The organism is Delftia sp. DT-2, from assembly GCF_028401915.1.
Lineage (GTDB): Bacteria > Pseudomonadota > Gammaproteobacteria > Burkholderiales > Burkholderiaceae_C > Comamonas > Comamonas tsuruhatensis.
Genome location: NZ_JAQOTI010000008.1, coordinates 48,689 through 74,210, shown reverse-complemented (window position 1 = coordinate 74,210; position 25,522 = coordinate 48,689). Strand labels below are relative to the sequence as shown.

Annotated in this window: 24 protein-coding genes; 7 read left to right on the top strand and 17 right to left on the bottom strand. The window is 66.8% G+C overall.

All coding sequences use genetic code 11. From position 1 onward, the window contains the following. The first annotated feature begins 1 nt into the window (after position 1). Entirely contained in the window at positions 2–2,758 is a 2,757-nt protein-coding gene (gene metH / locus PO605_RS15590) for a methionine synthase (RefSeq protein ID WP_272206607.1), read from the top strand. A 102-nt stretch (positions 2,759–2,860) separates the two neighbouring features. Here the strand turns inward: metH and PO605_RS15585 are convergent, their stop codons facing one another. The 4 genes from PO605_RS15585 to PO605_RS15570 all read right to left on the bottom strand — a co-directional run bounded on the left by PO605_RS15585 (position 2,861) and on the right by PO605_RS15570 (position 8,016). Next, positions 2,861–4,204 carry a glycerophosphodiester phosphodiesterase family protein gene (locus PO605_RS15585; RefSeq protein WP_017406328.1) on the bottom strand — a complete coding sequence of 448 codons (1,344 nt, stop codon included), beginning with the start codon at positions 4,202–4,204 and terminating at the stop codon, positions 2,861–2,863. A gap of 171 nt (positions 4,205–4,375) precedes the next feature. Further along, on the bottom strand, positions 4,376–5,062 hold the full coding sequence (locus tag PO605_RS15580) for a GntR family transcriptional regulator (protein WP_016448699.1): 687 nt from the start codon (positions 5,060–5,062) through the stop codon (positions 4,376–4,378). After that, on the bottom strand, positions 5,059–6,402 hold the full coding sequence (locus PO605_RS15575; RefSeq protein WP_047471266.1) for a C4-dicarboxylate transporter DctA: 1,344 nt from the start codon (positions 6,400–6,402) through the stop codon (positions 5,059–5,061). Before PO605_RS15575 ends, PO605_RS15580 begins: the two co-directional genes overlap by 4 nt. 300 nt (positions 6,403–6,702) lie before the next feature. After that, positions 6,703–8,016, bottom strand: coding sequence for an MFS transporter (locus PO605_RS15570; RefSeq protein ID WP_016448697.1), 1,314 nt, complete (start codon positions 8,014–8,016; stop codon positions 6,703–6,705). Between the two features lie 164 nt (positions 8,017–8,180). Between PO605_RS15570 and argE the strand changes: the two genes are divergently transcribed. Next, a complete protein-coding gene (gene argE, locus PO605_RS15565) occupies positions 8,181–9,344 on the top strand; it encodes an acetylornithine deacetylase (protein ID WP_046984422.1) in 1,164 nt (387 codons plus the stop codon). A 159-nt stretch (positions 9,345–9,503) separates the two neighbouring features. Here the strand turns inward: argE and PO605_RS15560 are convergent, their stop codons facing one another. From PO605_RS15560 to PO605_RS15550, 3 genes are all read right to left on the bottom strand, one after another. Next, the gene (locus PO605_RS15560) at positions 9,504–10,535 is read right to left on the bottom strand and encodes a cyclase family protein (protein WP_016448695.1); all 1,032 of its coding nucleotides are present in this window, start codon (positions 10,533–10,535) and stop codon (positions 9,504–9,506) included. Positions 10,536–10,627: 92 nt separating this feature from the next. Then, complete coding sequence (locus PO605_RS15555; protein ID WP_272206606.1) at positions 10,628–11,350, bottom strand: DsbA family oxidoreductase; 723 nt, start codon at positions 11,348–11,350, stop codon at positions 10,628–10,630. A 94-nt stretch (positions 11,351–11,444) separates the two neighbouring features. After that, positions 11,445–12,338, bottom strand: coding sequence for a LysR family transcriptional regulator (locus tag PO605_RS15550; RefSeq protein ID WP_046984421.1), 894 nt, complete (start codon positions 12,336–12,338; stop codon positions 11,445–11,447). A 138-nt stretch (positions 12,339–12,476) separates the two neighbouring features. Here PO605_RS15550 and PO605_RS15545 point away from each other — a divergent pair, with 138 nt between their 5' ends. After that, the gene (locus tag PO605_RS15545) at positions 12,477–12,833 is read left to right on the top strand and encodes a zinc ribbon domain-containing protein YjdM (protein ID WP_016452161.1); all 357 of its coding nucleotides are present in this window, start codon (positions 12,477–12,479) and stop codon (positions 12,831–12,833) included. A gap of 2 nt (positions 12,834–12,835) precedes the next feature. After that, positions 12,836–13,867: a hypothetical protein gene (locus PO605_RS15540; RefSeq protein ID WP_272206605.1), complete on the top strand. Its 1,032-nt coding sequence runs from the start codon at positions 12,836–12,838 to the stop codon at positions 13,865–13,867. On the opposite strand, the gene PO605_RS15535 is transcribed toward PO605_RS15540, so the two are convergent. After that, positions 13,864–14,499 carry a pseudouridine synthase gene (locus PO605_RS15535; RefSeq protein ID WP_012202181.1) on the bottom strand — a complete coding sequence of 212 codons (636 nt, stop codon included), beginning with the start codon at positions 14,497–14,499 and terminating at the stop codon, positions 13,864–13,866. The two genes, PO605_RS15540 and PO605_RS15535, sit on opposite strands and share 4 nt — an antisense overlap. 4 nt (positions 14,500–14,503) lie before the next feature. Then, on the bottom strand, positions 14,504–15,412 hold the full coding sequence (locus tag PO605_RS15530) for a LysR family transcriptional regulator (RefSeq protein ID WP_012202182.1): 909 nt from the start codon (positions 15,410–15,412) through the stop codon (positions 14,504–14,506). 76 nt (positions 15,413–15,488) lie between these two features. On the opposite strand from PO605_RS15530, the gene PO605_RS15525 reads away from it, so the two are divergent. From PO605_RS15525 to PO605_RS15515, 3 genes are all read left to right on the top strand, one after another. Next, positions 15,489–15,962 carry a CidA/LrgA family protein gene (locus tag PO605_RS15525; RefSeq protein ID WP_272206604.1) on the top strand — a complete coding sequence of 158 codons (474 nt, stop codon included), beginning with the start codon at positions 15,489–15,491 and terminating at the stop codon, positions 15,960–15,962. A gap of 5 nt (positions 15,963–15,967) precedes the next feature. Continuing rightward, positions 15,968–16,660 (top strand): LrgB family protein, encoded by a 693-nt coding sequence (locus PO605_RS15520; RefSeq protein WP_061287476.1) that lies wholly within the window; start codon positions 15,968–15,970, stop codon positions 16,658–16,660. Between the two features lie 886 nt (positions 16,661–17,546). Beyond that, positions 17,547–17,861: a hypothetical protein gene (locus PO605_RS15515; RefSeq protein WP_272206603.1), complete on the top strand. Its 315-nt coding sequence runs from the start codon at positions 17,547–17,549 to the stop codon at positions 17,859–17,861. A gap of 55 nt (positions 17,862–17,916) precedes the next feature. Here PO605_RS15515 and PO605_RS15510 read toward each other — a convergent pair whose 3' ends face one another. The 8 genes from PO605_RS15510 to kdgD form a co-directional block, all read right to left on the bottom strand. Beyond that, entirely contained in the window at positions 17,917–18,198 is a 282-nt protein-coding gene (locus PO605_RS15510; RefSeq protein ID WP_133073283.1) for a hypothetical protein, read from the bottom strand. A gap of 123 nt (positions 18,199–18,321) precedes the next feature. After that, positions 18,322–18,615: a hypothetical protein gene (locus PO605_RS15505; RefSeq protein WP_156136131.1), complete on the bottom strand. Its 294-nt coding sequence runs from the start codon at positions 18,613–18,615 to the stop codon at positions 18,322–18,324. Further along, positions 18,612–19,385 carry a hypothetical protein gene (locus tag PO605_RS15500; protein ID WP_133073285.1) on the bottom strand — a complete coding sequence of 258 codons (774 nt, stop codon included), beginning with the start codon at positions 19,383–19,385 and terminating at the stop codon, positions 18,612–18,614. Before PO605_RS15500 ends, PO605_RS15505 begins: the two co-directional genes overlap by 4 nt. A 226-nt stretch (positions 19,386–19,611) precedes the next feature. Then, a complete protein-coding gene (locus PO605_RS15495) occupies positions 19,612–21,060 on the bottom strand; it encodes an aldehyde dehydrogenase family protein (RefSeq protein WP_272206602.1) in 1,449 nt (482 codons plus the stop codon). 36 nt (positions 21,061–21,096) lie between these two features. Next, on the bottom strand, positions 21,097–22,434 hold the full coding sequence (locus PO605_RS15490; protein ID WP_047474017.1) for an enolase C-terminal domain-like protein: 1,338 nt from the start codon (positions 22,432–22,434) through the stop codon (positions 21,097–21,099). 45 nt (positions 22,435–22,479) lie between these two features. Then, a complete protein-coding gene (locus PO605_RS15485; RefSeq protein ID WP_272206601.1) occupies positions 22,480–23,469 on the bottom strand; it encodes a 2-hydroxyacid dehydrogenase in 990 nt (329 codons plus the stop codon). A gap of 120 nt (positions 23,470–23,589) precedes the next feature. Continuing rightward, positions 23,590–24,549 (bottom strand): Bug family tripartite tricarboxylate transporter substrate binding protein, encoded by a 960-nt coding sequence (locus PO605_RS15480; RefSeq protein WP_047218561.1) that lies wholly within the window; start codon positions 24,547–24,549, stop codon positions 23,590–23,592. Between the two features lie 58 nt (positions 24,550–24,607). Next, positions 24,608–25,519 carry a 5-dehydro-4-deoxyglucarate dehydratase gene (gene kdgD / locus PO605_RS15475; RefSeq protein ID WP_016448682.1) on the bottom strand — a complete coding sequence of 304 codons (912 nt, stop codon included), beginning with the start codon at positions 25,517–25,519 and terminating at the stop codon, positions 24,608–24,610. Positions 25,520–25,522 lie beyond the last annotated feature (3 nt).

Here is a 25,522-nt window from a genome sequence, read left to right as displayed (position 1 = left end):
GATGTCGTCCTCTTTCACTCCCCCTCCCATGCGTCTGTCGGGCCTGGAGCCCGTCTCCATCGGCGAGGGCACGCTGTTCGTCAACGTGGGCGAGCGCACCAACGTCACGGGTTCCAAGGCCTTTGCGCGCATGATCCTCAACGAGCAGTACGAGGAAGCGCTGTCCGTGGCACGCCAGCAGGTGGAAAACGGCGCCCAGGTCATCGACGTGAACATGGATGAGGCCATGCTCGACAGCAAGGCCGCCATGGTGCGCTTCCTGAACCTCATCGCCTCCGAGCCCGACATCGCCAAGGTGCCGGTCATGGTGGACAGCTCCAAGTGGGAGGTCATCGAGGCCGGCCTGCGCTGCCTGCAGGGCAAGGGCATCGTCAACTCCATCTCCATGAAGGAAGGCCTGGATGAATTCAAGCGCCAGGCCCGGCTGATCAAGCGCTACGGCGCGGCCGCCGTGGTCATGGCCTTCGACGAGAAGGGCCAGGCCGACACCTACCAGCGCAAGATCGAGATCTGCGAGCGCGCCTACCGCATCCTGGTGGACGAGGTGGGCTTCCCGCCCGAGGACATCGTCTTCGACCCCAACATCTTCGCCGTGGCCACCGGCATCGAGGAGCACGACAACTACGCCGTGGACTTCATCGAGGCCGTGCGCTGGATCAAGCGCAACCTGCCCGGCGCCAAGGTCTCGGGCGGCGTCTCCAACGTGAGCTTCAGCTTCCGCGGCAACGACCCCGTGCGCGAGGCCATCCACACCGTGTTCCTGTACCACGCCATCTCGGCGGGCATGGACATGGGCATCGTCAACGCCGGCATGGTCGGCGTCTATGACGACCTGGAGCCCGAACTGCGCGAGCGCGTGGAAGACGTGGTGCTCAACCGCCGCCCTGACGCTGCGGAACGCCTGCTGGAGATTGCCGACGCCGCCAAGGGCGCCGCCAAGGACGACAGCAAGAAGCTCGAATGGCGCGGCACGCCCGAGAACCCGAAGACCGTGGGCGAGCGCCTGTCGCACGCCCTGGTGCACGGCATCACCGACTTCATCGTCGTCGACACTGAAGAGGCCTACCAGCAGATCGTGGTGCAGGGCGGCGGCCGCCCGCTGCACGTGATCGAAGGTCCGCTCATGGACGGCATGAACATCGTGGGCGACCTGTTCGGCGCCGGCAAGATGTTCCTGCCCCAGGTGGTCAAGTCGGCGCGCGTGATGAAGCAGGCCGTGGCCCACCTCGTGCCCTACATCGAAGAGGAAAAGCGCCAGCAGGAAGCGGCGGGCCTGGACGTGTCCAGCAAGGGCAAGATCGTCATCGCCACCGTCAAGGGCGACGTGCACGACATCGGCAAGAACATCGTCACCGTGGTCCTGCAGTGCAACAACTTCGAGGTCATCAACATGGGCGTGATGGTGCCCTGCCACGAGATCCTGGCCAAGGCCAAGGCCGAGGGCGCGGACATCATCGGCCTGTCGGGCCTGATCACGCCCAGCCTCGAAGAGATGCAGTACGTCGCCGGCGAGATGCACAAGGACGACTACTTCCGCATCAAGAAGATTCCGCTGCTGATCGGCGGCGCCACCTGCTCGCGCGTGCACACCGCCGTCAAGATCGCGCCCAAGTACGAAGGCCCCGTGGTCTACGTGCCCGATGCCTCGCGCAGCGTCAGCGTGGCCCAGAGCCTGCTGGGCGAGAACAAGGGCAACTACCTGGCCGAGATCCAGGCCGACTACGACAAGGTCCGCACCCAGCACGCCAATAAGAAGAAGACGCCGCTGTGGCCGCTGGACAAGGCCCGCGCCAACGCCACGCCCGTGGACTTTTCCCAGGCCCCCGTGGCGCCGCGCGCCCTGGGCCGGCGCGTGTTCCGCAACTTCGACCTGGCCGAGATCGCCGAATACATCGACTGGGGCCCGTTCTTCCAGACCTGGGACCTGGCCGGCCCCTATCCGGCCATCCTCGACGACGAGATCGTGGGCGTGCAGGCCCGCCAGGTGCTGGCCGACGGCCAGGCCATGCTCAGGAAGATCATCGAAGGCCGCTGGCTGCAGGCCAACGGCGCCATCGGCCTGTTCCCTGCCAACCGCGTGGGCGATGACATCGAGTTCTACGCCGACGAGTCCCGCAGCCAGGTGCTGATGACCTGGTACGGCATGCGCCAGCAGACCGAAAAGCAGATGGTGGAAGGCCCGGATGGCCAGCCCGTGATGCGCCCCAGCCGCTGCCTGTCCGACTTCGTGGCCACCAAGGAATCGGGCATCCAGGACTACGCGGGCCTGTTCGCCGTCACGGCCGGCATCGGCGCCGAGAAGAAGGACAAGGAGTTCCAGGACGCGCTGGACGACTACTCCGGCATCATGTTCAAGGCCCTGGCCGACCGCCTGGCCGAGGCCTTCGCCGAATGCCTGCACCAGCGCGTGCGCAAGGACCTGTGGGGCTATGCGCCCGACGAGGACCTCAGCAACGAAGCGCTGATCAAGGAACAGTACAAGGGCGTGCGCCCCGCGCCCGGCTACCCGGCCTGCCCCGACCACAGCGCCAAGACCGACCTGTTCGCCGTGCTCAAGGCCGACGAGATCGGCATGACGCTGACCGAAAGCCTGGCCATGAACCCGGCCTCCAGCGTCAGCGGCTTCTACATCGGCCACCCCGACGCCGTCTACTTCAACGTCGGCGAGATCGGCGAGGACCAGCTCGCCGACATGGCCGCGCGCCGGGGCATGGACATCGAGGAACTGCGCCGGTTGCTGGCGCCGAATCTGGGGTGAGAACGTTTGTCCGCGCGGACTGGTGCCGCGCGTTGCAAGAAAAAAGCCAGGGCGTGCCCTGGCTTTTTTATGGACGCCGCCGCAGCGGCATTCAGCGCTCGATCAGAGCCCGATTTCCTTGTTGTACGCCTTGCGCGCCGCCACGGCCGTGTCCGTGAAGTCGGTGAACACGCCGTCGATGCCCAGGCGGTAGTAGGCCAGGTATTCCTGCACGGGGTCGCCCTTGTACAGGCCGGCCAGGCGGCCCGGCTCGTTGCGGAAGGTGAAGCTGTGCACGATCAGGCCGGCCTTGTGGGCGTCGCGGATCAGGCCCGTGTCCTTGACGGTGTTCACGTCCTTGAGGCCGGCGCCGTCCTTGTAGGGCACGACGGAGTGGGCCAGGACCTGGGGCTTCCAGGGGCCGATGCCGTCGGCATAGGTCTTGATCTCGGCCAGGCCTGCGGGCGTGAGCATGGTGGCGAAGGTGCGCGCGTCGCCGGCCAGGGTCCAGCTGTAGGGGCGGCCGCTGATGAAGGTCCACTCATCGTTGGTGATGTAGACCATGGAGCCGTCGCGCAGATTGAAGTCGTTGCCGTCGATCAGCTGCACGCCCTTGGCCTTCATGCCGGCCTGGCGCAGGTACTTGAGGCTGGCCGGGTCGAAGCTCTGGATGTAGATGGGCGAATCCTTGGCGTTGAGCTTGTTCTGGTCCAGCAGCTTGATCACCGCGTCTTCAAACGGGCGCGAGCCGGGCGCGCCGCAGCCGTTGGCGATCGCCTGCTGGTTGTTCCAGTACGGGTTCTTGGTCTCGGCGTAGACGGGGATGGTGCGGCCCAGGGCCTTGCCCTTGGCGGCGGCGATGTCCAGCACGTCCTGGGCGCTGATCAGGGGCAGCTTGCCGTTCCACTCGGTGGGGCGCTCGCTGCGGTTGTCCAGGATCGTGCCGCCCAGCCAGGTGCGCAGCTCCTGCATCGTGAAGTCGCTGATGGACCAGTCGTTGCGGTGGTCCTCGCCATCGACCACCAGGGCCTTGAGCACGGACTTGGGATCGTTGGCATCGAGCTGGTCGCTCAGGTATTGCGAGGGGCCGTTGGCAGGCACGGCGGGGTACTTCACGTTGACCAGCACGCCGGCCGCAGTGCGCTGGCGGCGCGCCACTTCGGCATTGGTCTTGGCCACGTCGGCCACGTTGGTGCTGTCGCTGAGCCAGGCGTTGTGGCGGGCGACCAGCTGGCAGTCCTTCGTCAGGTGCATGTCGAGTTCGAGCATGTCCGCGCCCGCGTCGGCGGCGGCCTCGTAGGCCATGCGCGTCTGCTCCGGGAACTTGCCCGAGAAGCCGCGGTGGGCGATCACCTGGGGCTGCTTTCCGTCGAGCGTGAGGTAGAACGAGCCGCCGTCGCCGCCGCAGGCCGTGAGGACTGCAGCCGCGCACAGGGACGCGAGCAGGGGAGTGCGGGAAAAGGACATAGGACGTTGGGTCATATCCGAAGCAGTGGTGGGTTGATGAACGGCGCGCAATGCGCCAACTCAGCAGCGTATGCAGTCAGCCGTGTCGGCACCATGACAGTGCGCCCCGTAGGGCCCGGATTGGCGTTTTAGCGACGGTCGGTGGAAATTTGCCGACCCACCGACACAGGGTTATCCCCCGAACAGGGGCGCCAGCGTGGCACGCAGGCGGTCGCCGGCGTCGGGCGCCTCGCTCGGGCGGATCTCCAGCGAACGCTCCACCGTGCCGATGTGCTCCAGCAGCAGGGCCTTGGCGCCCTCGGTGTCGCCGCGCTCCAGGGCCTCGACGATGCGCTCGTGCTCGGCGCAGGACTGGCTGGCGCTGTGGGTGGACTGGAACAATGTGGCCGCCAGCGTGGTGCGCGCCGTGAGGTCGCGCAGGGTGAGCGCCAGCAGCCGGTGCCCCATCTGCTCGGCCAGGCAGACGTGGAAGTCGGCCAGCAGGAAGGCGCGCGTGGCGGCGTCGGCGCCCGCAATGGCCTCCTGCTCCTGGGCGATGTGGCGGCGCAGCTGGCCGATCACGCTTTGCAGGGGGCGCCCGGCCTCGCCCAGGATGCCGGTCTCGATGATGCGGCGCGCCGCGAAGGCGTCCTGCGCCTCCTCGGCCGAGGGCTGGACCACGTACCAGCCGCGCCGGGGCTGCACCTGCACGAAGCCGCGCGCCTGCAGCTGCATCAGCGCCTCGCGCACCATGGTGCGGCTGACCTCGAAGTTGTCGGCCAGCTCCTGCTCCCCCAGCCGTTCACCGGGCGCCAGTTTCTGGGCCAGGATGGCTTCGACGACGCGCTCGGCGATGTGCTGGGGGCTTACAGGTGTCATTGCGTTGCAGGGTGGGCAGGAGTCACGGTTGCGGGGACGGCGGCGGCGCCGGAGGGCTCGGCGTCGGGCCCCTGATTGTCGGCCAGGCCGTCGAGCACGGCATGGGCGCGCTCGCGGTCGATGTCACCTTCCCAGGCCGCGATGGCCACGGTGGCCACGCAGTTGCCGATCAGGTTGCCCAGCGCGCGGGCAATGCCCATGAACCAGTCCACCGACAGCACCAGCACCAGGCCGATGGCGGGTATGGCCGGAATCGCATGCAGCGTGGCCGCCAGCACCACGATGGCCGAGCCCGGCACGCCGTGGGCGCCCTTGGAGGTCACCAGCGCAATCGCCAGGATGGTCAGCAGGTCGGCCATGCCGATGGGCGTGTTCGTGGCCTGGGCGATGAACACGGCCGCCAGCGTGATGTAGATGGAGAAGGCGTCCAGGTTGAACGAGTAGCCCGTGGGAATCACCAGGCCCACGGTGGAGTCGCGCACGCCCAGGTTGCGCAGCTTGGCCATGATCTGGGGCAGCACGCTGTCCGAGGAGGTGGTGGCGAAGACCACCATCAGCTCCTCGCGCAGGTAGCGCAGCAGCTTGATCAGGCTGAAGCCCGAAAAGCGCATCACCAGGCCCAGCACCACGAAGACGAAGAAGATCACCGCCACGTAGAACAGCAGCACCAGCATGCCCAGCTGCTTGAGCGAGCCTATGCCGTACTGGCCCACGGTGAAGGCGATGGCGCCCAGCACGCCCAGCGGTGCCAGCTTGATGAGGATGCCCATGATCTTGAACAGCACGTTCGACAGCGTGTCGATCAGCGCATGCACGGGCGCGCCGCGCTCGCCCAGCATGGTCAGCGCGCAGCCGAACAGCACGGCGAACAGCAGCACCTGCAGCACGTCGCCCGTGGCAAAGGCCTGCACCACGGTGGTGGGGATGAGCTTCATCAGGAAGTCCACCGTGCCGCCGCTGGTCAGCTTGTCGGCGTTGCTGGCATAGGCGCTCATGGCCGAGGCATCGAGCTTGCTCGGGTCCACGTTCATGCCCGCGCCGGGCTGGAACACGAAGGCCAGCACCAGGCCCAGCACCAGGGCGATGGTGGTCAGCACCTCGAAGTAGATCAGCGACTTGACGCCGACCCGGCCCACGCGCTTGAGGTCGCCCGCGCCCGCGATGCCGTGCACCACCACGCAGAACACCAGCACGGGAATGATCATCTTGATGAGCTTGATGAAGCCATCTCCCAGGGGCTTGAGCTTCACGGCCCATTCAGGGGCCAATATTCCGGCGAGCACACCCAGGATGAGTGCGATCACCACCTGTCCGAACAGTGATCTGGCAAAGCGGCGCATAGTCGTCTTTCGCAAGTTGTGGAATCTTGTATGCAAGTGGCTCTGCAACTTGCATGCAAGAATGTAGACAAGCGAAACGCGTGCCAGCAGAGGGTATTCCCTGCGGATTTGCGGCACTCCAGAGAAGTTCAGCCCTGACTTTTTCTGCATGAAATCGGCCGATGCGGGCGGGCCTCCCCGCCGTGGTGCAGGGCGGGGGCCGGCATGCCCGCGCATGGTGCGCGCGGCGTGCGGCAAGGCCGCGCAGGCCCCGTGCCGGGGCATGCGCGAGGGCGGCGCAGGGCGCGCCGCCCGGGGGGATCAGCGCAGGTTGCGCTCCATCGCGCGGTCCTTGATGAAGAAGGCCGCCAGCAGGCCCAGCGTCACGCCGAACATCACATAGAAGGCCGGCGCCATGGGCGAGCCCGTGGAGCGGATCAGCCAGGTCACGATGAACTGCGCGAAGCCGCCGAAGATCATCACGGCCACGTTGTAGGCCATGGACATGCCGGCAGACCGCACCTGGGGCGGGAACAGCTCGGCCATCACCGTGCTGAACACGCCGAAGAACACGGCCACGAACACGCAGACCACCAACTGGGTGATCAGCAGCTTCTGCACCGTGGGGCCGTCGGTCAGCCAGGCATACAGCGGGTAGAGCACCACCAGGTAGCCGATCAGCGAGCCGATGGTCAGCATGCGGCGGCCCACGCGGTCCGACAGGGCGCCGAAGAACGGCATGATCACCACCATCAGCGCGGCGCCGGCCATCTGCACCATGAAGGCATCGCGCATGGGCAGCTTCAGCGTCACCGTGGCATAGGTCACCAGATAGGTGAAGGTGATGTAGATGGACACCGTGGCCGTGACCACCAGGCCCATGCCCACCAGCGTCTCGCGCGCATGCGTGCGCAGCATCTCCATGATGCCGATCTGGCGCGCCTTGCCGCTGGCCTGAGCGGCCTGCATTTCCTTGAAGACCTCGGGCTCCTCCACATGGCGGCGGATGTACAGCGCCACGGGAACGATCAGCAGGCCCACGGCGAAGGGCACGCGCCAGGCCCAGGCCATCAGTTCCTCCTCGGTGAAGATCTCGGTGATCAGCGTGCCCGTGGCCGCGCCGATCAGCAGGGCCAGCATCTGGCCGGCCATCTGCCAGGAACCATAGAAGCCGCGCTTGCCGGGCGGTGCCAGCTCGATCAGCAGTGCCGTGGACGTGCCGAACTCGCCGCCGGCCGCAAAGCCCTGCAGCAGCCGTGCCAGCACGATGAACAGCGGCGCCAGGATGCCCACCGCCGCATACGTGGGCGCCAGCGTGATCAGCGCGATGGCCACGGCCATCAGGCCGGTCACCATCACCATGGCCGCCTTGCGGCCCTTGCGGTCCCCGTACAGGCCCAGCAGGATGCCGCCCACGGGCCGCATGAAAAAGCCCACGCCGAACACGGCCGTGGTCATCAGGATGCGGTTGATGTTGTCGTCCGGATTGTCGGGATTGCTGGGGAAGAACAGCTTGGCGACGATGGGTGTCATGAAGGCGAACACCAGGAAGTCATACCACTCCAGCGCGTTGCCGATGACGGCAGCCACGATGTTGCGGGTCGAGACGGTTTGCTTGGTCAAAGCAGGGTCCATTTCCGAAAAGGGATTGAAAAGACGGCAGTCACGCCCGGGGCATGGGGCGGCGTGCCTGCCCGGGCCGCAACCCGGGCGTACACTGCTTCGCCATATGCAATGCCTATGCCATGGCCTGCGTCGTCCGCGAAGGGCGGCGCAGGCCATGGCGCAGATGGAACCACATGACTACCTGGAAAAACACCCGCGACTGGCTGGAAACACTGGTCGCATTCGACACCACCAGCCGCAACTCCAACCTGGCGCTGATCGAGTGTGTACGCGATGAGTTGGCCACGCTGGGCGTGAGTGCCCGATTGTTCCACTCTCCGGACGGCGCCAAGGCCAATCTCTTCGCCACTTTGCCGGCCAGCAATGGCGAAACGCAGGGTGGCATCGTGCTGTCCGGCCATACCGACGTGGTGCCGGTCGATGGCCAGCAGTGGAGCACCAACCCCTTTGCGCTCACCGAAAAGGGCGGGCGCCTGTATGGGCGCGGCAGCTGCGACATGAAGGGCTTCATCGCCGCCTCGCTGGCGCTGGTGCCCGAATTCCTGGCCACGCAGCGCGCCAGGCCCGTGCACCTGGCCTTCTCGTACGACGAGGAAATCGGCTGCGCGGGCGCGCCCGTGATGATCAACCAGCTCAAGGCCGAGGGCGCGCGCTTCGATGGCTGCGTGGTCGGCGAGCCCACCAGCATGCAGGTCGTGGTGGCGCACAAGGGCATCAACCTCTACCGCTGCCGCGTGCACGGCAAGGCCGCGCATTCGTCGCTCACGCCGCGCGGCAGCAATGCCATCGAATACGCGGCGCGGCTGATCTGTCGCATCCGGGACATCGCCGACCACTTCAAGGCGCACGGTCCCTACGACGAATTCTTCGACGTGCCCTTCACCACCATGACCACCAACCAGATCCAGGGCGGCATCGCGGTCAACACCATCCCCGAGCTGTGCGAATTCGCCTATGAATTCCGCAACCTGCCCGGCATGTCGGTGGATGGCATCCAGGCCCAGGTCGAGTCCTATGTGCGCGACGAACTGCTGCCGCGCATGCGCGCCGAATTCGCCGACGCGCGCATCGAGATCGAGACCGGCGCCAGCGCGCCTGCGCTGGAAGCCTCGGAAGAAGCCGCCATCACCCAGCTGGTGCGCGCGCTGACCGCCGACCAGGAAAAGCGCAAGGTGGCCTACGGCACCGAGGCCGGCCTGTTCCACAACGCCGGCATTCCCACCGTGGTCTGTGGCCCCGGCTCCATCGAGCAGGCGCACAAGCCCGACGAGTTCGTCGAGCTGGCCCAGCTCGACGCCTGCGAGCGCTTCCTCAGCAAAATGGGCACGAGTCTGTGATCACCCCCTGAGTCGCTTCGCGCCTTCCCCCTCTCTTCGGAGGGGGGCGTACGGGCAGCCGGCGACACCCTTGCTGCGGGGCGGCCCTTGCTCGGTGTCCCTCGCCTTGGGGGCGCGGGAGTTTCGAGGTCAAGCTCAAGAAATCTCGTCTTGCCCCGCTCAGCGCACCGGGATGGCGATGGGCCGCAGCGGCGCGGCGTCGCCGCCGCGGATCTTGAGCGGGCCGCCGATGAAGGCGAACTCGTAGACCTTGTCGCGCGACAGGTCGTCCAGCGCCACCAGCTCCATGATGGGCACGCCCTTTTGCGCCAGCAGGTAGCTGTGCAGCGGTACGTAGTCGTCGTCCACCTCGGACGGGAACGTCTCCAGGCTCAGGTTGTCGGCGCCCACGATCATGGCGCCGCCTTCCTCCACCAGGAAGCGCGCGGCATCCAGGCCCAGGCCCGGCGGCTTGGCCATGTAGGCCTGGGGCTGGCCGTACAGCTTCATGCGGCCCGTGCGCACCAGCACGATGTCGCCCTCCTGCAGCGTCACCTTCTGGCGTGCCAGCGCATCCTTGAGGTCCTGGCGCGTGATGCGGTACTGGTCGGGCAGCATCTCCAGGCCCTTGGCGGCCGCCACGTCGATCAGCACGCCGCGCGCCACCAGCGGCGGGAATTTCTCGATGCCCGTGCGCTGCCAGCCCCGGTCGCCCAGGTGCTGGTCTGCGCTGAAGCCGTTCCAGATCCTGCCGCGGATGCCGAAGTGGTTGAGCGCATCGATGTGCGTGCCCGTGTGGCTGTACATGGAAAACGCCGTGCCCGTGTAGCTGCGCGTGGCGTTCATGTCCTTGCCCACGTTCATCGGGTCGTCCACCACGGTGCCGCGCGGCGTGTGCGTCATCCAGAACTGGTAGTGCGGATCGCCCGCGTCCTGCCAGCTGGGCATGCCCACGTAGTACTCGGTGGCCAGGTCATAGACCTGCCCGCCCGTGATGCGCTGCAGGATGGCCGCGCGCGAGGCCGGCGTGATCAGGTTCAGGCGGCCGATCTCGTCGGCCGGCCCCCAGGGGCTGGTGCCCACGTCCTGGCGTGCGCCGGCCGGGGGCTCGTGGCCGCCATGGGCCTGGGCCGCGGTGCCCGCGAAGGCGGCGGCCAGGGCGATCACGAGAGAGGGCAGCGCCATGCGGCGAGCGAAGCGTTGGAGAGTCATGCAAGAGTCCTTGGTCTGCTGAAAGAGGGCGCGCATGCCGCGCGCAAGGGAAGGCGGAAAACGCCGATGAAAAAAAGCAAAGACGGGGGCGCTCAGGCCGCCAGGAAGTGCAGCCGTTCGCGCAGCGCAGCCAGCGACTGGGTCTGCAGCGGCGGCAGGCCCGGCGCGATCAGCGTGGGAATGGAGCGCAGGCCCATGCGCTGCGCCAGAGCGCGGTCCTGGCGCACCTGCTCCAGCGCCTGGGCGCCTTCCATGCAGCCTGCGAAGGCGTTGCGCTCGAAGCCCGTGCGCGTGGCGATGTCCAGCAGCACTTCGGCGTCGCCGATGTTGCGGTGCTCGCTCATGTGGGCGTGCTGGATGGCGTCGAACAGATCCCAGTGCGCGTCATCGCCGCCCAGGATCTGGGCCGCCTGGCAGGCCAGTGCGCCGGCCATGCCGCTGGGGTACTCGAAGGCCTCGCGGCGCATGCCCTCGATGTCGATGCGGTCCTCGTCGTCATGCTGCGCGCAGGCCTGCCAGTGCTCCAGGATGACCTGCTTGGCGCGCTCCATGGAGCCGAAGGCCGCCACCATCTCGGCGCGCGAGGCCTGCAGCACGAAGCTGCGGTGGCGCACGCGCAGGCCCAGCTCGCGCGCCACCTGGCGCAGGCGTGGCGACATCACGTAGCACCAGCCGCAGACCACGTCATGGAAGAAGTCGATGGCGGGGGCGGCCGCAGGCGCCGCTGCGGGCGCCGCCTGCAGGGCCTGCTGCGGCGAGGCGGCCGCCGCATCCTGCGCGGGCAGGGCGCAGGAAAAATCATTGCATTGCGTCATGCTTGTGTCCTTCATGGCTGTGATGGACGGCAAGCGTAGGCCGCAGGCCCGGCGCGAAAAAGGGGCGCGCGCTTGAGGAACTCTTAACGCGGCGTCAACAATCCTCGCCCATGGCGGCGGGCAGCTCCTCGGCCAGGAAGTCCACGAAGGCGCGCACCTTGGGCAGCAGGTGGCGCTGCGTGGGATAGACCGCGTAGACATGGCGGGCCTGCGCTGCCTGGTCCGCAAGGTCCAGTGCGACCAGCTGGCCTGCCGCAATCGCCGGCCGCGCCAGGAACGAGGGCAGGGCGCCAATGCCCAGGCCCGCCACCAGCAGGTCGCGCAGCATCAGGCTGTTGTTGACGTTGGCGCGCGCCTCGGACGGCGCCTGGGGGCTCTCGCCCGCTTCGCGGGGCGCATGCGCCAGGCTGTAGTTCAGCAGCGCATGGCCGCGCAGCCCGGCGGCACTGGCCGGGCGGCCATGCGCCTGCAGATAGGACGGGGCCGCGCACAGCATCTGCGACAGCGAGGCCAGGCGCCGCGCGATCAGCGAGGAGTCCGCCAGCTCCGCGCTCAGGCGGATGGACACATCGAAGCCCTGGCCCACCGCGTCCACCAGCCGGTCTTCCATGGACAGGTCGATCTGCAGCTGCGGATGGCGCTGCATGAAGCGCGCCAGCAGCGGCGACAGCGTGCTCAGCGCAAACGACAGCGGCGCATTCACGCGCAGCCGGCCGGCCACCTGCTGCGACTGCGCGCGCACCGACTGCTCCAGCGCATCGAATTCATCGAGCAGCCTGCAGCACTCGGCGTAGTAGGCCTGGCCCGTGTCGGTCAGGCTCATGCGGCGCGTGGTGCGCTGCAGCAGCACGGCGCCCAGATGGGCTTCGAGCGCGCGCAGCTGCTTGCTCAGCGCGGCCGAGGACAGGTCCAGCGCGTCGGCCGCCTTGGCGATGGAGCCCAGTTCTACGATGCGCCGGAAGGCGCGCAAGGGGGTCAGCGTATCCATGGGGAAAAAGCAAAGATTGGCGCGCAGCGTAGCAGGCCGCTCGGGTTTGCCGGGGCATGCCTGCGGGGGCAGGGGCGACAATCGCCAGGTACGGCGCGCCCGCCGCGCCCCTTTGTCTTCACCGAATCTGTCCATCCCATGCCCCAGACCACTCCCGCCTGCCCCCAGTGCGGCCTTGAAAACACCTATCCCGACGCCGCCAGCTACATCTGCCCCGACTGCGCCTTCGAATGGCCCATGCAGGCCGAAGAAGAGGCCGGCGAAGCCGCCGCTGGCGACGGCATCGTGCGCGACGCCAACGGCAATGCGCTGGCCGACGGCGATGCCGTGATCCTGGTCAAGGACCTCAAGGTCAAGGGCTCGTCCACCGTGCTCAAGAAGGGCAGCAAGATCAAGGGCATCCGCCTGGTCGATGGCGCCGACGGCCACAACGTGGACTGCAAGACCGAACTGGGCTCCATGCTGCTCAAGTCGGAGTTCCTCAAGAAGGCCTGAGCATGCTGGCGCTGTCGCTTGCGGTATCGGCGGTCCTCGGGCTGCTGGCGCTGTGGGTGTTTGCGCCCCTGTTCATTGCGCTGACCGCTGGCGCGGTGGTGGCCCTGCTGCTGCTGGCACTGGCCGGCCGTACGGGTCTCACGGGTCTCACGGGCCGCACCGCGCGCACCCTGCCCGTGGCGGGCTGGTGGGCCGTTGCGCTGTGCGCCGGCGCGGCCTGCGTGGCCATGCTGGTGCTGCTGCCCGACCGGCTCGACGGCGCGCCCTTCCTCGCCTTCGGCATGGGCCTGCTGGCGGCCACCTGCACGGGGGCGCTGGTCTGGTTGACGGGCTGGCTGATCGCCGGGCGGCAGCCTGTGCCGGTGTCCTGGTGGACCGGATCGGCCCTGGCCGGCCTGGGCGCCTTCCTCGCCCTGCTGCTGGGCGGCCCCGACACGGCGGGCTGGATGGCCTGGCGCGACCAGCTGCGCGGCTACGAGGCCATGCCGCTGCGCATCACGCTGGCCGAAGCGCCCACGGCGCAGCGCGAGCAGGCCCTGGCCGAACTGCTGCAGCCCTTGCTGGAGCAGGGCAGCCGTGCCGTCCGCCATCGCCAGTCCACGCGCTTCGGCAACTCGGTAGAGCATGCCGTGGTGCCCGCCCGCTGGCGCATCGATGGCAGGCTGCTGGAGATCATGCTGGCCGAGAAACCGCCCGCGCCCCTGCTCAGCGCCCATGTCGCTTTGCTGGAGCAGTTCGCCGCCAGCGGCCCCGCCCAGGCGGGCCAGGCACCGTCCTGGCTGATGCTGGCCAGCGCCCAATGCCTGCCGCCACCGCGCCTGCGCGAGCTGTCGCGCCTGCTGGGCCAGGGCAGCGAGCTGCTGGCCCGCGCGCGGCGCTGCACGCAGCAGCGCTCGGCGCAATTGCAGCGCCTATGGCCGCTGCTGGCCGGCAGCGTGGAGCGCGTGGAAGTGGGCGAGGCGCGGCGCTTTCATCCGTGGCTCGGCCTGCAGCGCTGGAAGGCTGTGGCACCTACCGACAATCCGGAACCCTAGGCGGGCTCCACATCCTTCCACTGGCCGGGCTCCAGGCCGTCCAGCGTGTAGGGCCCGATGGCCGCGCGCACCAGCCGCAGCGTGGGGTGGCCAATGGCCGCCGTCATGCGGCGCACCTGGCGGTTGCGGCCTTCGCGGATGACCAGCTCGATCCAGCAGTCGGGAATGTTCTGGCGCACGCGGATGGGCGGGTCGCGCTGCCACAGCACGGGCGGCGGCTCCAGCCGGCGCGCCTGCGCGGGCAGCGTCATGCCGTCGTTGAGCTGCACGCCCTGGCGCAGGGCCTGCAGCGCGGCCTCGTCGGGCAGTCCCTCGACCTGTACCCAGTAGGTCTTCTCCATCTTGAAGCGCGGATCGGCGATGCGCGCCTGCAGCGGGCCGTCGTTGGTCAGCAGCAGCAGTCCTTCGCTGTCGGCGTCGAGCCGGCCTGCCGCATGCACGCCCGGCACGTCGATGTATTCCTTGAGGCCACGCCAGCGGCCCTCGGGGGTGAACTGGCTGAGTACACCGTAGGGCTTGTTGAAGCACAGCAGGCGTGAGGGGCCGGTGTCGGGCCGGTCGGCGAAGGCGGTCTGCAGGCGCCGGGATGGGCCCGCAAAGGAGCGCGAGGGAGGGCGTTTTCTGGGTTGCATGGACTCAGCGATTGTCGTCGGGATAGACCGCACGCACGCACTCCAGCCAGGCCCTCGCCGCGCGTGACAGATAGCCGCTGCGCCACAGCTGCACCACGTCCCAGTGCAGTTCAGGCCCCACCAGCGGGCGGCTGGACACGCGCCGGGGGTCGAACCGCGCGATCACGTGCTCGAACATCACGGCCACGCCCACGCCTTCTGCCACCAGGTCGCCGATGAAGTCCCAGTAGCGCGTCTGCAGCCGCACCTGTGGGCTGAAGCCTGCCGCCGCGCAATGTTCCAGCACGGCCTGGTGCAGGGCGAAGTCCGAGGTGTAGAACACAAAGGGCCGCCGGGCCAGCTCGCTCCAGTGCACGGGTGCGTCCGGGTCGGGCACCTCGTGCGCGGCAAAGGCCACGCGTGTCTTCTGGTGGGCGATGGTGCAGTACTCCAGGCCCTCTCCGGCCAGGTCACCACCCGCCTCGCCCGCGCCGTGCAGGCCCAGCGCCATGTCCAGCTTGCCGTCCAGCAGCAGCTGGCGCTGGGCGCGTGCGCCCTGCTCCTGCACATGCAGTTCCACGCCCGGATGCAATTGCTGAAAGCGCGCGATCACGGGCGCCATGTAGTGCCCGGCCGTGGGCATGATGCCCACGCTCAGGCTGCCGCGCGCAATGCCGTCCACCTCGGCCACCTCCTGCAGCAACTGGCGTGACTGCTCCAGCACCTGCAGGCCGCGCGCATGGACCACCTGGCCTGCGTCGGTCAGTTGCACACCGCGCCCCTCGCGCAGCAGCAGCGGGCCGCCCAGCTCCTCCTCCAGCGCCCGCACCATCTTGCTGATGGTGGGCTGGGTCACATGCAGCGCCTCGGCCGCACGCGTGAAGCTGTTGCAGCGCACCACCTCGACAAAGTAGCGCAGCGCGCGCAGGTCCATGAGGATTCCTTTTGTGCATGGGAAAAATGGAGATTATTCATTTTACGAATCTGAGTGCAAACCCTAGGATTGCCCCATGTCAAAGATTTCCGCCACGCCCGTCCTGCGGCCGCAGGTGTTGCAGGGTCTGCTGCACCGCTGCTGGCCGCTGCTGCGCGGCGTGCTGCAGGTGGGGCTGCTCAGTGCGCTGTGGGTGGCCATGGAGGCCGTGCGCGCCCATTTCGGCTGGGGCATGCCGGCCGGGCTGATCGGCTTCGCCCTGCTGGCCACGGGCCTGTTCAGCGGGCTGGTCAAGGCGCGCTGGCTGCAGGGCGGCACCAACTGGCTGCTGGCCGAGATGCTGCTGTTCTTCGTGCCCGCCATGCTGGTCGTCACCGAATACACCGAGCTGATCCAGCACCAGGGCCTGCGCATCCTGGGCGTCATCGTGGCCAGCACGGCCTGCGTGATGGCCGCCACGGCGCTGGCCGTGGACCGCGTCTACCGGCTGGAGCTGTGGCTGGCCCGGCGCCGCTCCACGCGCGCCGGGCTGCACAGGGAGCAGGAATGAACGCCATGTCCGACCAGACGATAGGCCTGCTGTCGCTGCTGGCCACGCTGGCCTGCTATGCGGCCAACAAGCGCGTGTACCGCCGCCATCCGCATCCGCTGCTCATGCCCATCGTCGCCACGCCCATGGTGCTGATCGCGCTGGCGCTGCTGACCCATGTGCGCTACCCGCAGTACATCGCCCAGACTCACTGGCTGGTCTGGCTGCTGGGCCCCACCACGGTGGCCTTTGCGCTGCCCCTGCACGAAAACCGCCACTTGCTGCGCAAGCACTGGATGTCGATCGCCACCGGCGTGCTCGTGGCCAGCGGCGTGTCCATTGCCACCACCATCTGGTTCGCACAGGCCTTCGGACTGCCCGTGGACCTGCAAAAGGGTCTGGCCGTGCGCTCGGTGACCACCCCCTTCGCCATCGAGGCCGAGCGCGTGCTGGGCGGGCCCACCGACCTGGCCGCGCTGTTCGTGCTGCTCACGGGCGTCAGCGGCATGCTCATGGGCGAGACCATCCTGCGGCTGCTGCCGCACGTGCGCAGCAAGCTGGCTGCGGGCGCCATTCTGGGTGGTGCCGCGCATGGCAGCGGGGTGGCGAAGGCGCGGCAGTTCGGGGATGTGCAGGCGGTGGTTGCTTCGTTGGTGATGATGATTGCGGGGGCGTTGAATGTGGTGGTGGCGCCTTGGGTGAGGGTGCTGTTTTTCTGAAGTGATTTGCTGAAGTGATGCGGGAGCTGCCATCCTTGGCCGGGGTTTGATGGCTGGGGCTTTTGGGGGCCTGGCTGTCTTTGGGTTTGGGGCGGGATGGGGCTGCCCGTGAGGGCGTCCGCATGCCTTGCACATGTTCTTAACTCCCGCCCACCTTGTTTGCTTTTGGCTTAGGTGCAATCCTTTGCCCCTGCCGGGTGGTTGTTTTTCGAGGCCGGGTCTCGGCCCGGCGGCCGACTCACTTTCTTGTCTCGCTACAAGAAAGTGAGCAAAGAAAAGCGCCCGGATGTCCGCGACCCCTTCGCTTCGCTGCGGGGCCACCTGCGCCGTGGCGGTTGCGGGGTTCGCCGTGAAACTCACTTCGCTCTGCGAGCTACGTTCAAACAATCACGGCGAGTCAGGTGACGAAGCAGTCCTGTCCTTCGGCAGGACTGCAACCCCGCAACCGCCACGGCGCAGGCGCGGACATACGGGGAGTGGGTGCGGGCCTTCGCTGCGCTCGGCCTGGAGTGCTGGGGCGCTTGCCATCTTGAAAGCCTCTATCATCGCGGCAGCCCCCTGTTCCGGGGCCGGTGCGTAAGAACACCCAAAACGAAGCGGTGCGGCCTCGCCGTCAAGGAGGCCTTGTCACGTCTGATTTCCGGAGCGTGGGCGCAAGCCTGCGTTCCTGCGGTTACGGACGGGATGGGGCTACCCGCAAGGGCGTCCGCACGGCTTCGTTCGTGTTCTTAACATCCCGTCCACCTGTCTGTGCGTAAGAACACGGGCCGGTGGTTTTTGTTCTCACGAAGGAGTACGAAACCATGCACGGCATTTCTTCTTTTGCATTCCCCTCTGCCACCCAAGCGCCTCACTCTCGCGCATCTGCCATGGGAAGGGTGGCGCCATGAGTACCGCTTCCACAACCCTGACCCAGCCCACGCCGCAGCAGTTGAGCCATGCCGTGACCGAAATCGGCCGGCTGACGCTGCAGGGCAGCAGCGAGGTGTACTCGCTGGGCCAGCTGGCGCTGGCCTGGCTGGAGCGGCCCGAGGGCTACCGCAATCTGGAGGTGGTGGCCAATGCGCTGCAGGCCATTTGCGGGGCTGCGCAGCGGATGGAGGAACTGGTGGAGGACGAGGTCAACTACGTGCATTGCCTGCAGGAAGACCCGGCGTATCTGCGGCGGATAGCGGCTGCTGCGGCGGCGTTTCAGCGCTGATTCAGGCTTTCTTGTGACAGGCCTGCCGGGGCATTGCGCCCCGGGTTTCTGCAAATCAATCCAGGTCAGTTAGTTTCTTGAACCTTCCTGATTTATCCCATCCCCGGCCCTTCTCGCAGGAGACCTGTGCATATCCAAGATCCTTTCTTAGGATGATGTCTTCGCTGATGGCACATATTTCTCCTTTTTCCAACACGAAGGCGACAATCAATGGATGATTGTTGTTTTTATAAATATCCACGGTATCCATTGCCTCCCATTGGCCCGTTGGCTCATAACTGCAGGCGGTCAATGCTATTGCGGAGATGATTCTGGTAGTGTTGGTGATTATTCTCATTAAATAGTCTCCCTAAGGTTGGTTCTATTGTTTTGACTATTCAATTTCGAACTGACTTCATGCACTTTTGTCTGATTTTTGAGTGACCGCTATATTTTTTGATGGCTGCTCAGGTATATAATTTTATTCACTCAATTTCTTGAATTTTCCTGTTATCTCCCATCCACTCCCCTTTGCGCATGAGACCTGTAAATAGCCCAAGTCTTTTCTGATAACGGGTTTTTTACTTACAGCGCAAATCTCACCTTTTTCTATAACGAATGCAATTTTCAACGGATGGTCATTTGTAGTGTAGACATACAAATCTTCTGTTGCTTCCCATTGCCCTGCGGGCATATATTCGTCGGAGTTGCTGCATGCGCTCATTATGGTGGCAATGAAGGCTGTTGCATATGCTGCGAAAGCTCTTGATTTCATGGATTCTTCTGGTAATTGATTCTTCTCAAAATTCTATTGGATCTTGAGATTATGATCAATAACTCCTTTGGTGAAACCAAGCGCGAAGTAGATGGCGACATTTGAAACCGCGGGTCGTGTGCCAGAATCCCAACTGACTCCAATACCTCTGCAACATTGGTTGAGCAACTATTTTCGGTAAGGCTGTACGGTTTTTGAGCAGCAACCCGCTTTTCAAGTTCTGCTTTGATTTTCGTCTTTTCCTCGCGAGACACTCTCAGCACCAAGCCAGTGACATCTCTTTTGACGGTTGCCAAATTCGATGAAAGATATTGCTCGCGCTCCAGTACAGCATATCTTGTTGGAGCCTGACTGTAGGTCTTCCCATCAATATCGATTGCAGCATGTCCCCACTGTGATCCCGGCCTGGTGAGAAGTGCGTCGTAAATGAACACCTCGATCGTAGGCTCCTCGATCATCGGCTCCGGCCCCATGAATTGCGCCATGCGCCGTTCGTAGCCAAAGATTGCCGGAGGCTGGGCCAGCAGTTCGAACATGCGGGTCGCGGGTGCAATCCGGCCCTGGGTCATGACGGGCGAGCCGGACAGTTGCTGGAAGGTGGCGATTGAGCGCTCCAGTGCCCTGGACCATCTGCCGTCCTCGCGCAGCAGTTTGCGGCAGGGATCGCGCTGCATATGTCCGTTGAGCAATTGCTGGACAGTGAACACGTCTTTGGGATGATTCATTGCCGCCCGCCCCACGGGGCCGGAAATTCTTGCAGTTGTTGCCATGGTCTCCCTCCGGTATGGACGCCGGCCGGCTGAAGCCGGCTCTCACGTTGAGGAAGATGCTATGCAAGGCCCTGGTGCAATGGAAGGGGCGGTTTGCACTTTCGCGCACGGGATTTGACTGTGGGCGCAACGACGAATGAAAAAACGCCATCCGCATCGTTTTGTTGCGGATGGCGTAAGGGATGAAAGCAGTCGCCAGGTCCTGGCGGCTGCTTTGGGGCCTGCCTCAGGCCAGCGTGTAGGCGGTCTTCACCGTCGTATAGAACTCCTGCGCATAGCGGCCCTGTTCGCGCGGGCCGTAGCTGCTGCCCTTGCGGCCGCCGAAGGGCACGTGGTAGTCCACGCCGGCCGTGGGCAGGTTGACCATGACCATGCCGGCCTGGCTGTGGCGCTTGAAGTGGGTGGCGTGCTTGAGGCTGGTGGTGGCAATGCCTGCGGCCAGGCCGAAGGGCGTGTCGTTGGCCACGGCCAGGGCTTCCTCGTAGTCCTTGACGCGGATGACGCTGGCCACGGGGCCGAAGACTTCCTCGCGGTTGATGCGCATGGCGGCCTGGGTGTCCACGAACAGGGTGGGCGCCATGTAGTAGCCCTTGTTGCCGCTGCCGGTGTGGCAGGCGGCGGCTGCGCCGCCGGCAGCCAGCACGGCGCCTTCGGCCTTGGCGATTTCCACGTAGCTCAGGTCCTGCTCCAGCTGGGCCTGGCTGACCACGGGGCCCATGTCGGTGCCTGCGGCGCGGGCGTCGCCCACCTTGATCCTGGCCATGCGGGCCTGCAGGGCCTCGATGAAGGCGGGGTAGATCCTGTCGGTGACGATGAGGCGGCTCGATGCCGTGCAGCGCTGGCCCGTGGAGTAGAAGCCGCTTTGCGCGGACAGCTCCACGGCCTGGGTGAGGTCGGCGTCGTCCAGCACGATCTGCGGGTTCTTGCCGCCCATCTCCAGCTGCACCTTCTTGCCGCTTTCCACGCAGGCGCGGGCAATGCCGCGGCCCACGCCGACGGAGCCGGTGAAGCTGATGGCGGCCACGTCGCTATGGCGCACCAGGGCATCACCGATGACACGGCCCGGGCCCATGACGAGGTTGAAGACGCCGGCCGGAATGCCCGAGCGGTGAATGATGTCGGCCAGCGCCCAGGCGCTGCCGGGCACGAGGTCGGCGGGCTTCAGGACCACGCAGTTGCCGAAGGCCAGGGCCGGGGCGATCTTCCAGGCGGGAATGGCGATGGGGAAGTTCCACGGCGTGATCAGGCCCACCACGCCGACGGGCTCGCGCGTGATTTCCACGCCGATGCCGGGGCGCACGGAGGGCAGGGTTTCGCCGGCCAGGCGCAGGCATTCACCCGCGAAGAACTTGAAGATCTGGCCTGCGCGGCCGACTTCGCCAATGGCTTCGGGGCGGGTCTTGCCTTCCTCGCGCGCCAGCAGGTCGCCCAGCTCTTCCTTGCGGGCCAGGATTTCGTTGCCGATCCTGTCCAGGGCGTCGTGGCGGGCCTGGATGCCCGAGGTGCTCCAGGCGGGAAAGGCCGCGGCCGCCGCGGCGATGGCGGCTTGCACATCGGCGGCATTGCCCTGGGCGTACTCGCCGATCACATCGGACAGGTCGCTGGGGTTGGTGTTGGCGCTGTAGCCGTCGGCGGCCTTCCATTGGCCGTTGATGAGGTTGTCGTAGCGGGACATGAGGTGCTCCGGGAAAGGGGTAACGGAAGGAAGGGGTCAGCGGACCATGCAGGGGCGCTTGTTGTCGAAGGTCCAGCCGGGAATCAGGTACTGCATGGCCATGGCGTCATTGCGCGCTCCCAGGCCGTGCTCCAGGTACAGGGCGTTGGCGCGCTGCAGCGCGGCGCGGTCCACGGTGACGCCCAGGCCCGGGGTCTTGGGCACTTCGACGAAGCCGCCCTTGATCTGCAGCGGGTTCTGGGTGAGGTACTGGCCGTCCTGCCAGATCCAGTGCGTGTCGATGGCCGTGACCTTGCCGGGCACGGCGGCGGCCACGTGGGTGAACATGGCCAGCGAGATGTCGAAGTGGTTGTTGGAGTGCGATCCCCAGGTCAGGCCCCAGTCGCGGCAGGTCTGGCCCACGCGCACGGAGCCGGCCATGGTCCAGAAATGCGGGTCGGCCAGCGGGATGTCCACGGACTGCAGCGACAGCGCATGCACCATCTGGCGCCAGTCGGTGGCGATCATGTTGGTGGCCGTGGGCAGACCGGTGGCGCGGCGGAATTCGGCCATGACTTCGCGGCCCGAGAAGCCGTTCTCGGCGCCGCAGGGGTCTTCGGCATAGGCGAGCACGCCGTGCATGTCGCGCATGAGGCGGATGGCGTCCTTGAGCAGCCAGCCGCCGTTGGGGTCCAGCGTGACGCGCGCCTGCGGAAAGCGCCTGGCCAGCGCGGTGACGGCCTCCACTTCCTGCTCGCCGGCCAGCACGCCGCCCTTGAGCTTGAAGTCGTTGAAGCCGTAGCGCGCATGCGCCGCCTCTGCCTGGCGCACGATGGCGGCCGGGTCCATGGCGGTCATGTGGCGCACCTGCGTCCAGTCGTCGCTGCCGCTTTGGTCTTCGCCGGGCTGGACGTAGGGCAGGTCGGTCCTGTCGGTGGGGCCGGTGAAGAACAGGTAGCCCAGCATCTCCACGCGGTCGCGCTGCTGGCCTTCGCCCAGCAGGGCCGCCACGGGCACGCCCAGGTGCTGGCCCAGCAGGTCCAGCAGGGCCGACTCCACGGCGGTGACGGCATGCACGGCAATGCGCAGATCGAAGGTCTGCAGGCCGCGCCCGCCCGTGTCGCGGCCGGCCAGGGCCTGCTGCACGTTTTGCAGCAGCTTGAGGTGGTTGCCCACGGACTGGCCGATGAGCAGCGCCTTGCTGTCCTCCAGCGCCTGGCGTATGCCTTCGCCGCCAGGCACCTCGCCCACACCGGTGTGGCCCGTGCTGTCGTGGATGAGCACGATGTTGCGCGTGAAGTAGGGCGCATGCGCGCCGCTGAGGTTCATGAGCATGCCGTCGCGGCCGGCGACGGGAATGACTTCGATCTCGGTGATGGTCGGGGTGGAGGACATGGCGTGCTCTTGGATCGTTTGGATCGGTCTCTGGGAAAAAAAGGGCTATGCGGTGGCGGCGGTGGCCGGCTGCTGCGCGGCCGACCAGGGCACTTCGGCCTCGGGCCGGCCCGTGGCGATGAACTGCGCCAGGTTGCGCAGCACAAGGTTGGCCATGGCGCGGCGGGTTTCGTGCGTGCCGCTGGCGATGTGGGGCGCAAGCACCACGTTGTCCTGCGACAGCAGCTCGGCATGGGGACGTGGCTCGTCCTCGAACACATCCAGGCCCGCGCCCGCGATGCGGCCCTGCTGCAGGGCCTGGACCAGGGCGGCCTCGTCGACCACGCTGCCGCGCGCCACGTTGACCAGAAAGCCCTGCGGGCCCAGAGCGTCCAGCACCTCGGCGTTGACCAGGTGCTGCGTGCCGTCGCCGCCTGCGGCCGTGATGACGAGGAAGTCGGCCCAGCGCGCCAGTTCCAGCAGCGAGGGCTGGTAGAGGTGGGGCGATCCCTCGACCGGGCGGCGGTTGTGATAGGCCACCTCCATGTCGAAGCCGGCCGCGCGGCGCGCCACGGTGGAGCCGATGCGGCCCATGCCGAAGATGCCCAGGCGCTTGCCGCTGGCGCGCGTGCGGATGCCGAAGCGGCCCTGCCTCCAGTCGCCCCGGCGCACGAAGCGGTCGGACTCGCTCAGGCCACGCGCGGCGTCCAGCAGCAGGGCAAAGGCCATGTCGGCCACGCAGTCGTCCAGCACGCCGGGCGTGTAGCCCACGCGGACGCCCTGGCGCAGCAGGGACTCGCGGTCCAGCGCGTCAAAGCCCACGCCGAAGCTGCTCACGAAGCGCAGCTGGGGCAGGGCCTGCACCACGCTCGCGGGCACGCCCATGGCGGCCGAGGTGACCAGGTATTCGAACTGCGCGCCGTGCTCGGCGAGAAAGCGCTCGCGGTCGGGCTGCTCGGACAGCAGCGTCACCTCATAGGCCTGGGCCAGTTCGGCATCGAGCTGGGGCAGCGGCATCTTGCCGAACTGGAGAACGCGTGGACGGGAGGTCGCCATGCCTTGGAATCCTTGGAACTTGCGGGGGCTGGAAGCCCCGGTGAAAAGGGCCTGCGGTGCGCAGGCCTGCGGGCAAAGGCCAGCGGGCAAAGGCCCCGGGGCCGGCCCGTTGTTTCCAGCTCAATCAGCGGTGATCTTTCTTGTCTGGATGAGCTGCCTCCAGCGCTCCGATTCCTGGGCCTGGTAGCGCGTGAATTCCTCGGGCGTGTTGCCCACGATCTCCAGGCCCTGCTCCACGAAGCGCTTGCGGATGTCGGGCTGCTGCACGGAGGCGATGGCGGCCTTGGCCAGCTTGGCCTTCACATCGGCGGGCAGGCCCTTGGGTGCGGCCAGGCCTTGCCAGGAATAGACCTCGGCGCCTTTGACGCCGGCCTCGGCCAGCGTGGGCACATCGGGCAGCACGGGCGAGCGCTGGCTGCCGGTCACGGCGATCGCATGCAGCTTGCCGCTGCGCAGATGGGGCAGCACGGCGTTGACGTTCTGGAACGAGAAGTCCACCTGGCCGCCGATCAGGTCGGTGATGGCCGGGGCGCCGCCCTTGTAGGGCACGTGCATGCCTTCGGTGCCGCTTTGCTGCCAGAACAGCTCGGCCGACAGATGGTCCGAGGAGCCGTTGCCCGAACTCGCGAAACTGATCTTGCCGGGGTTGGCCTTGAGCGCGGCGATGACCTCGGCCACGGTGCGGGCCTTCTGCGCGGGGCTGGCCACGAGCACGTTGGGCGCCTGCACGGGGATGGTGATGTAGTCGAAGTCCTTGCCTGCGTCATAGGGCACGTTCTTGACCAGGTGCGGCGTGACCACGAAGGGGCCCAGCGAGGCCACCAGCAGCGTGTAGCCATCGGCCGGTGCGCGCTTGACGGCGCCCGCGCCGATGGTGCCCGTGGCGCCGGGGCGGTTTTCCACCACGAAGGGCTTGCCCAGCTGCTCGCCCATGCTCAGGGCCATGGCGCGGGCCACGGTGTCGGTGGAGCCGCCAGCCGGGAAGGGCACGATGATGTTGACGGCCTTGTCTGGGAAGCTGCCGGCCGCCTGCGCCGTGAGGGCCAGTGCGGCACCCAGCGCGATCAGAATCTTTTTCATGTTCTTGTCTCCTGGGGGGCGCAAGGGCCGGACTGGCCCCTGCGCCCGGTCTTGTGGCTTATTGGGGGCCGAGCTTGTCGATCAGGGCCTTGAGCTCTTCCAGCTCGGAGGGCTTGAGGTCCGTCAGCGGGGCGCGCACGGGGCCGGCGTCGTGGCCCACCAGCTTGGCGCCGGCCTTGATGATGCTCACGCCGTAGCCTTCGACGCGGTTGCGGATCTTCAGGTAGGGCATGAAGAATTCCTTGAGCAGCTTGTGCTGCGTGGCCATGTCGTCGGTGCGCACGGCTTCGTAGAACGCCATCGCCGTCCTGGGGATGAAGTTGAAGACGGCCGAGGAGTACACCGGCGTGCCCAGGGCCTTGTAGGCGGCCGCATAGACCTCGGCCGTGGGCAGGCCGCCCAGGTAGGCGAAGCGGTCGCCCATCGTCATGAAGATGGAGGACATGGTCTCGATGTTGCCCATGCCGTCCTTGAAGCCCACCAGGTTGGGGCAGCGCTCGGCCAGGATGGCCAGCGATTCGGGCGTGAAGCGGGTGCGGTCGCGGTTGTAGACGATGACGCCGAACTTCACGCTCTTGCAGACCTGCTCCACATGGGCGATCAGGCCTTCCTGGCCGGCTTCGGTCAGGTAGTGGGGCAGCAGCAGGACGCCGTGGGCGCCCAGGCGCTCGGCCTCCTGGGCGTGTGCGATGGCCGTGCGCGTGGGGCCGCCGGCGCCCGCGATGATGGGCACCTTGCCGCGGCAGGTGTCCACGGCGGTCTTGATGATCTGGCCGTATTCCTCGCCGTACAGCGAGAAGTACTCGCCCGTGCCGCCGGCCGCGAACAGCGCGCTGGCGCCGTAGGGGGCCAGCCATTCGAGGCGGGCCGCATAGCCCTTGGCATTGAAGTTGCCGTTGCTGTCGAAGTCCGTCACGGGGAAGGACAGCAGGCCGGAACTCATCACGTCTTTGAGGTCTTGGGGGGTCATGGT

Bases quoted from the DNA above. Each gene is read 5' to 3' on its own strand.
- metH (WP_272206607.1), top strand. From the start codon at position 2: ATGTCGTCCTCTTTCACTCCCCCTCCCATGCGTCTGTCGGGCCTGGAG.
- PO605_RS15585 (WP_017406328.1), bottom strand. From the start codon at position 4,204: ATGTCCTTTTCCCGCACTCCCCTGCTCGCGTCCCTGTGCGCGGCTGCA.
- PO605_RS15580 (WP_016448699.1), bottom strand. From the start codon at position 5,062: ATGACACCTGTAAGCCCCCAGCACATCGCCGAGCGCGTCGTCGAAGCC.
- PO605_RS15575 (WP_047471266.1), bottom strand. From the start codon at position 6,402: ATGCGCCGCTTTGCCAGATCACTGTTCGGACAGGTGGTGATCGCACTC.
- PO605_RS15570 (WP_016448697.1), bottom strand. From the start codon at position 8,016: ATGGACCCTGCTTTGACCAAGCAAACCGTCTCGACCCGCAACATCGTG.
- argE (WP_046984422.1), top strand. From the start codon at position 8,181: ATGACTACCTGGAAAAACACCCGCGACTGGCTGGAAACACTGGTCGCA.
- PO605_RS15560 (WP_016448695.1), bottom strand. From the start codon at position 10,535: ATGACTCTCCAACGCTTCGCTCGCCGCATGGCGCTGCCCTCTCTCGTG.
- PO605_RS15555 (WP_272206606.1), bottom strand. From the start codon at position 11,350: ATGACGCAATGCAATGATTTTTCCTGCGCCCTGCCCGCGCAGGATGCG.
- PO605_RS15550 (WP_046984421.1), bottom strand. From the start codon at position 12,338: ATGGATACGCTGACCCCCTTGCGCGCCTTCCGGCGCATCGTAGAACTG.
- PO605_RS15545 (WP_016452161.1), top strand. From the start codon at position 12,477: ATGCCCCAGACCACTCCCGCCTGCCCCCAGTGCGGCCTTGAAAACACC.
- PO605_RS15540 (WP_272206605.1), top strand. From the start codon at position 12,836: ATGCTGGCGCTGTCGCTTGCGGTATCGGCGGTCCTCGGGCTGCTGGCG.
- PO605_RS15535 (WP_012202181.1), bottom strand. From the start codon at position 14,499: ATGCAACCCAGAAAACGCCCTCCCTCGCGCTCCTTTGCGGGCCCATCC.
- PO605_RS15530 (WP_012202182.1), bottom strand. From the start codon at position 15,412: ATGGACCTGCGCGCGCTGCGCTACTTTGTCGAGGTGGTGCGCTGCAAC.
- PO605_RS15525 (WP_272206604.1), top strand. From the start codon at position 15,489: ATGTCAAAGATTTCCGCCACGCCCGTCCTGCGGCCGCAGGTGTTGCAG.
- PO605_RS15520 (WP_061287476.1), top strand. From the start codon at position 15,968: ATGTCCGACCAGACGATAGGCCTGCTGTCGCTGCTGGCCACGCTGGCC.
- PO605_RS15515 (WP_272206603.1), top strand. From the start codon at position 17,547: ATGAGTACCGCTTCCACAACCCTGACCCAGCCCACGCCGCAGCAGTTG.
- PO605_RS15510 (WP_133073283.1), bottom strand. From the start codon at position 18,198: ATGAGAATAATCACCAACACTACCAGAATCATCTCCGCAATAGCATTG.
- PO605_RS15505 (WP_156136131.1), bottom strand. From the start codon at position 18,615: ATGAAATCAAGAGCTTTCGCAGCATATGCAACAGCCTTCATTGCCACC.
- PO605_RS15500 (WP_133073285.1), bottom strand. From the start codon at position 19,385: ATGGCAACAACTGCAAGAATTTCCGGCCCCGTGGGGCGGGCGGCAATG.
- PO605_RS15495 (WP_272206602.1), bottom strand. From the start codon at position 21,060: ATGTCCCGCTACGACAACCTCATCAACGGCCAATGGAAGGCCGCCGAC.
- PO605_RS15490 (WP_047474017.1), bottom strand. From the start codon at position 22,434: ATGTCCTCCACCCCGACCATCACCGAGATCGAAGTCATTCCCGTCGCC.
- PO605_RS15485 (WP_272206601.1), bottom strand. From the start codon at position 23,469: ATGGCGACCTCCCGTCCACGCGTTCTCCAGTTCGGCAAGATGCCGCTG.
- PO605_RS15480 (WP_047218561.1), bottom strand. From the start codon at position 24,549: ATGAAAAAGATTCTGATCGCGCTGGGTGCCGCACTGGCCCTCACGGCG.
- kdgD (WP_016448682.1), bottom strand. From the start codon at position 25,519: ATGACCCCCCAAGACCTCAAAGACGTGATGAGTTCCGGCCTGCTGTCC.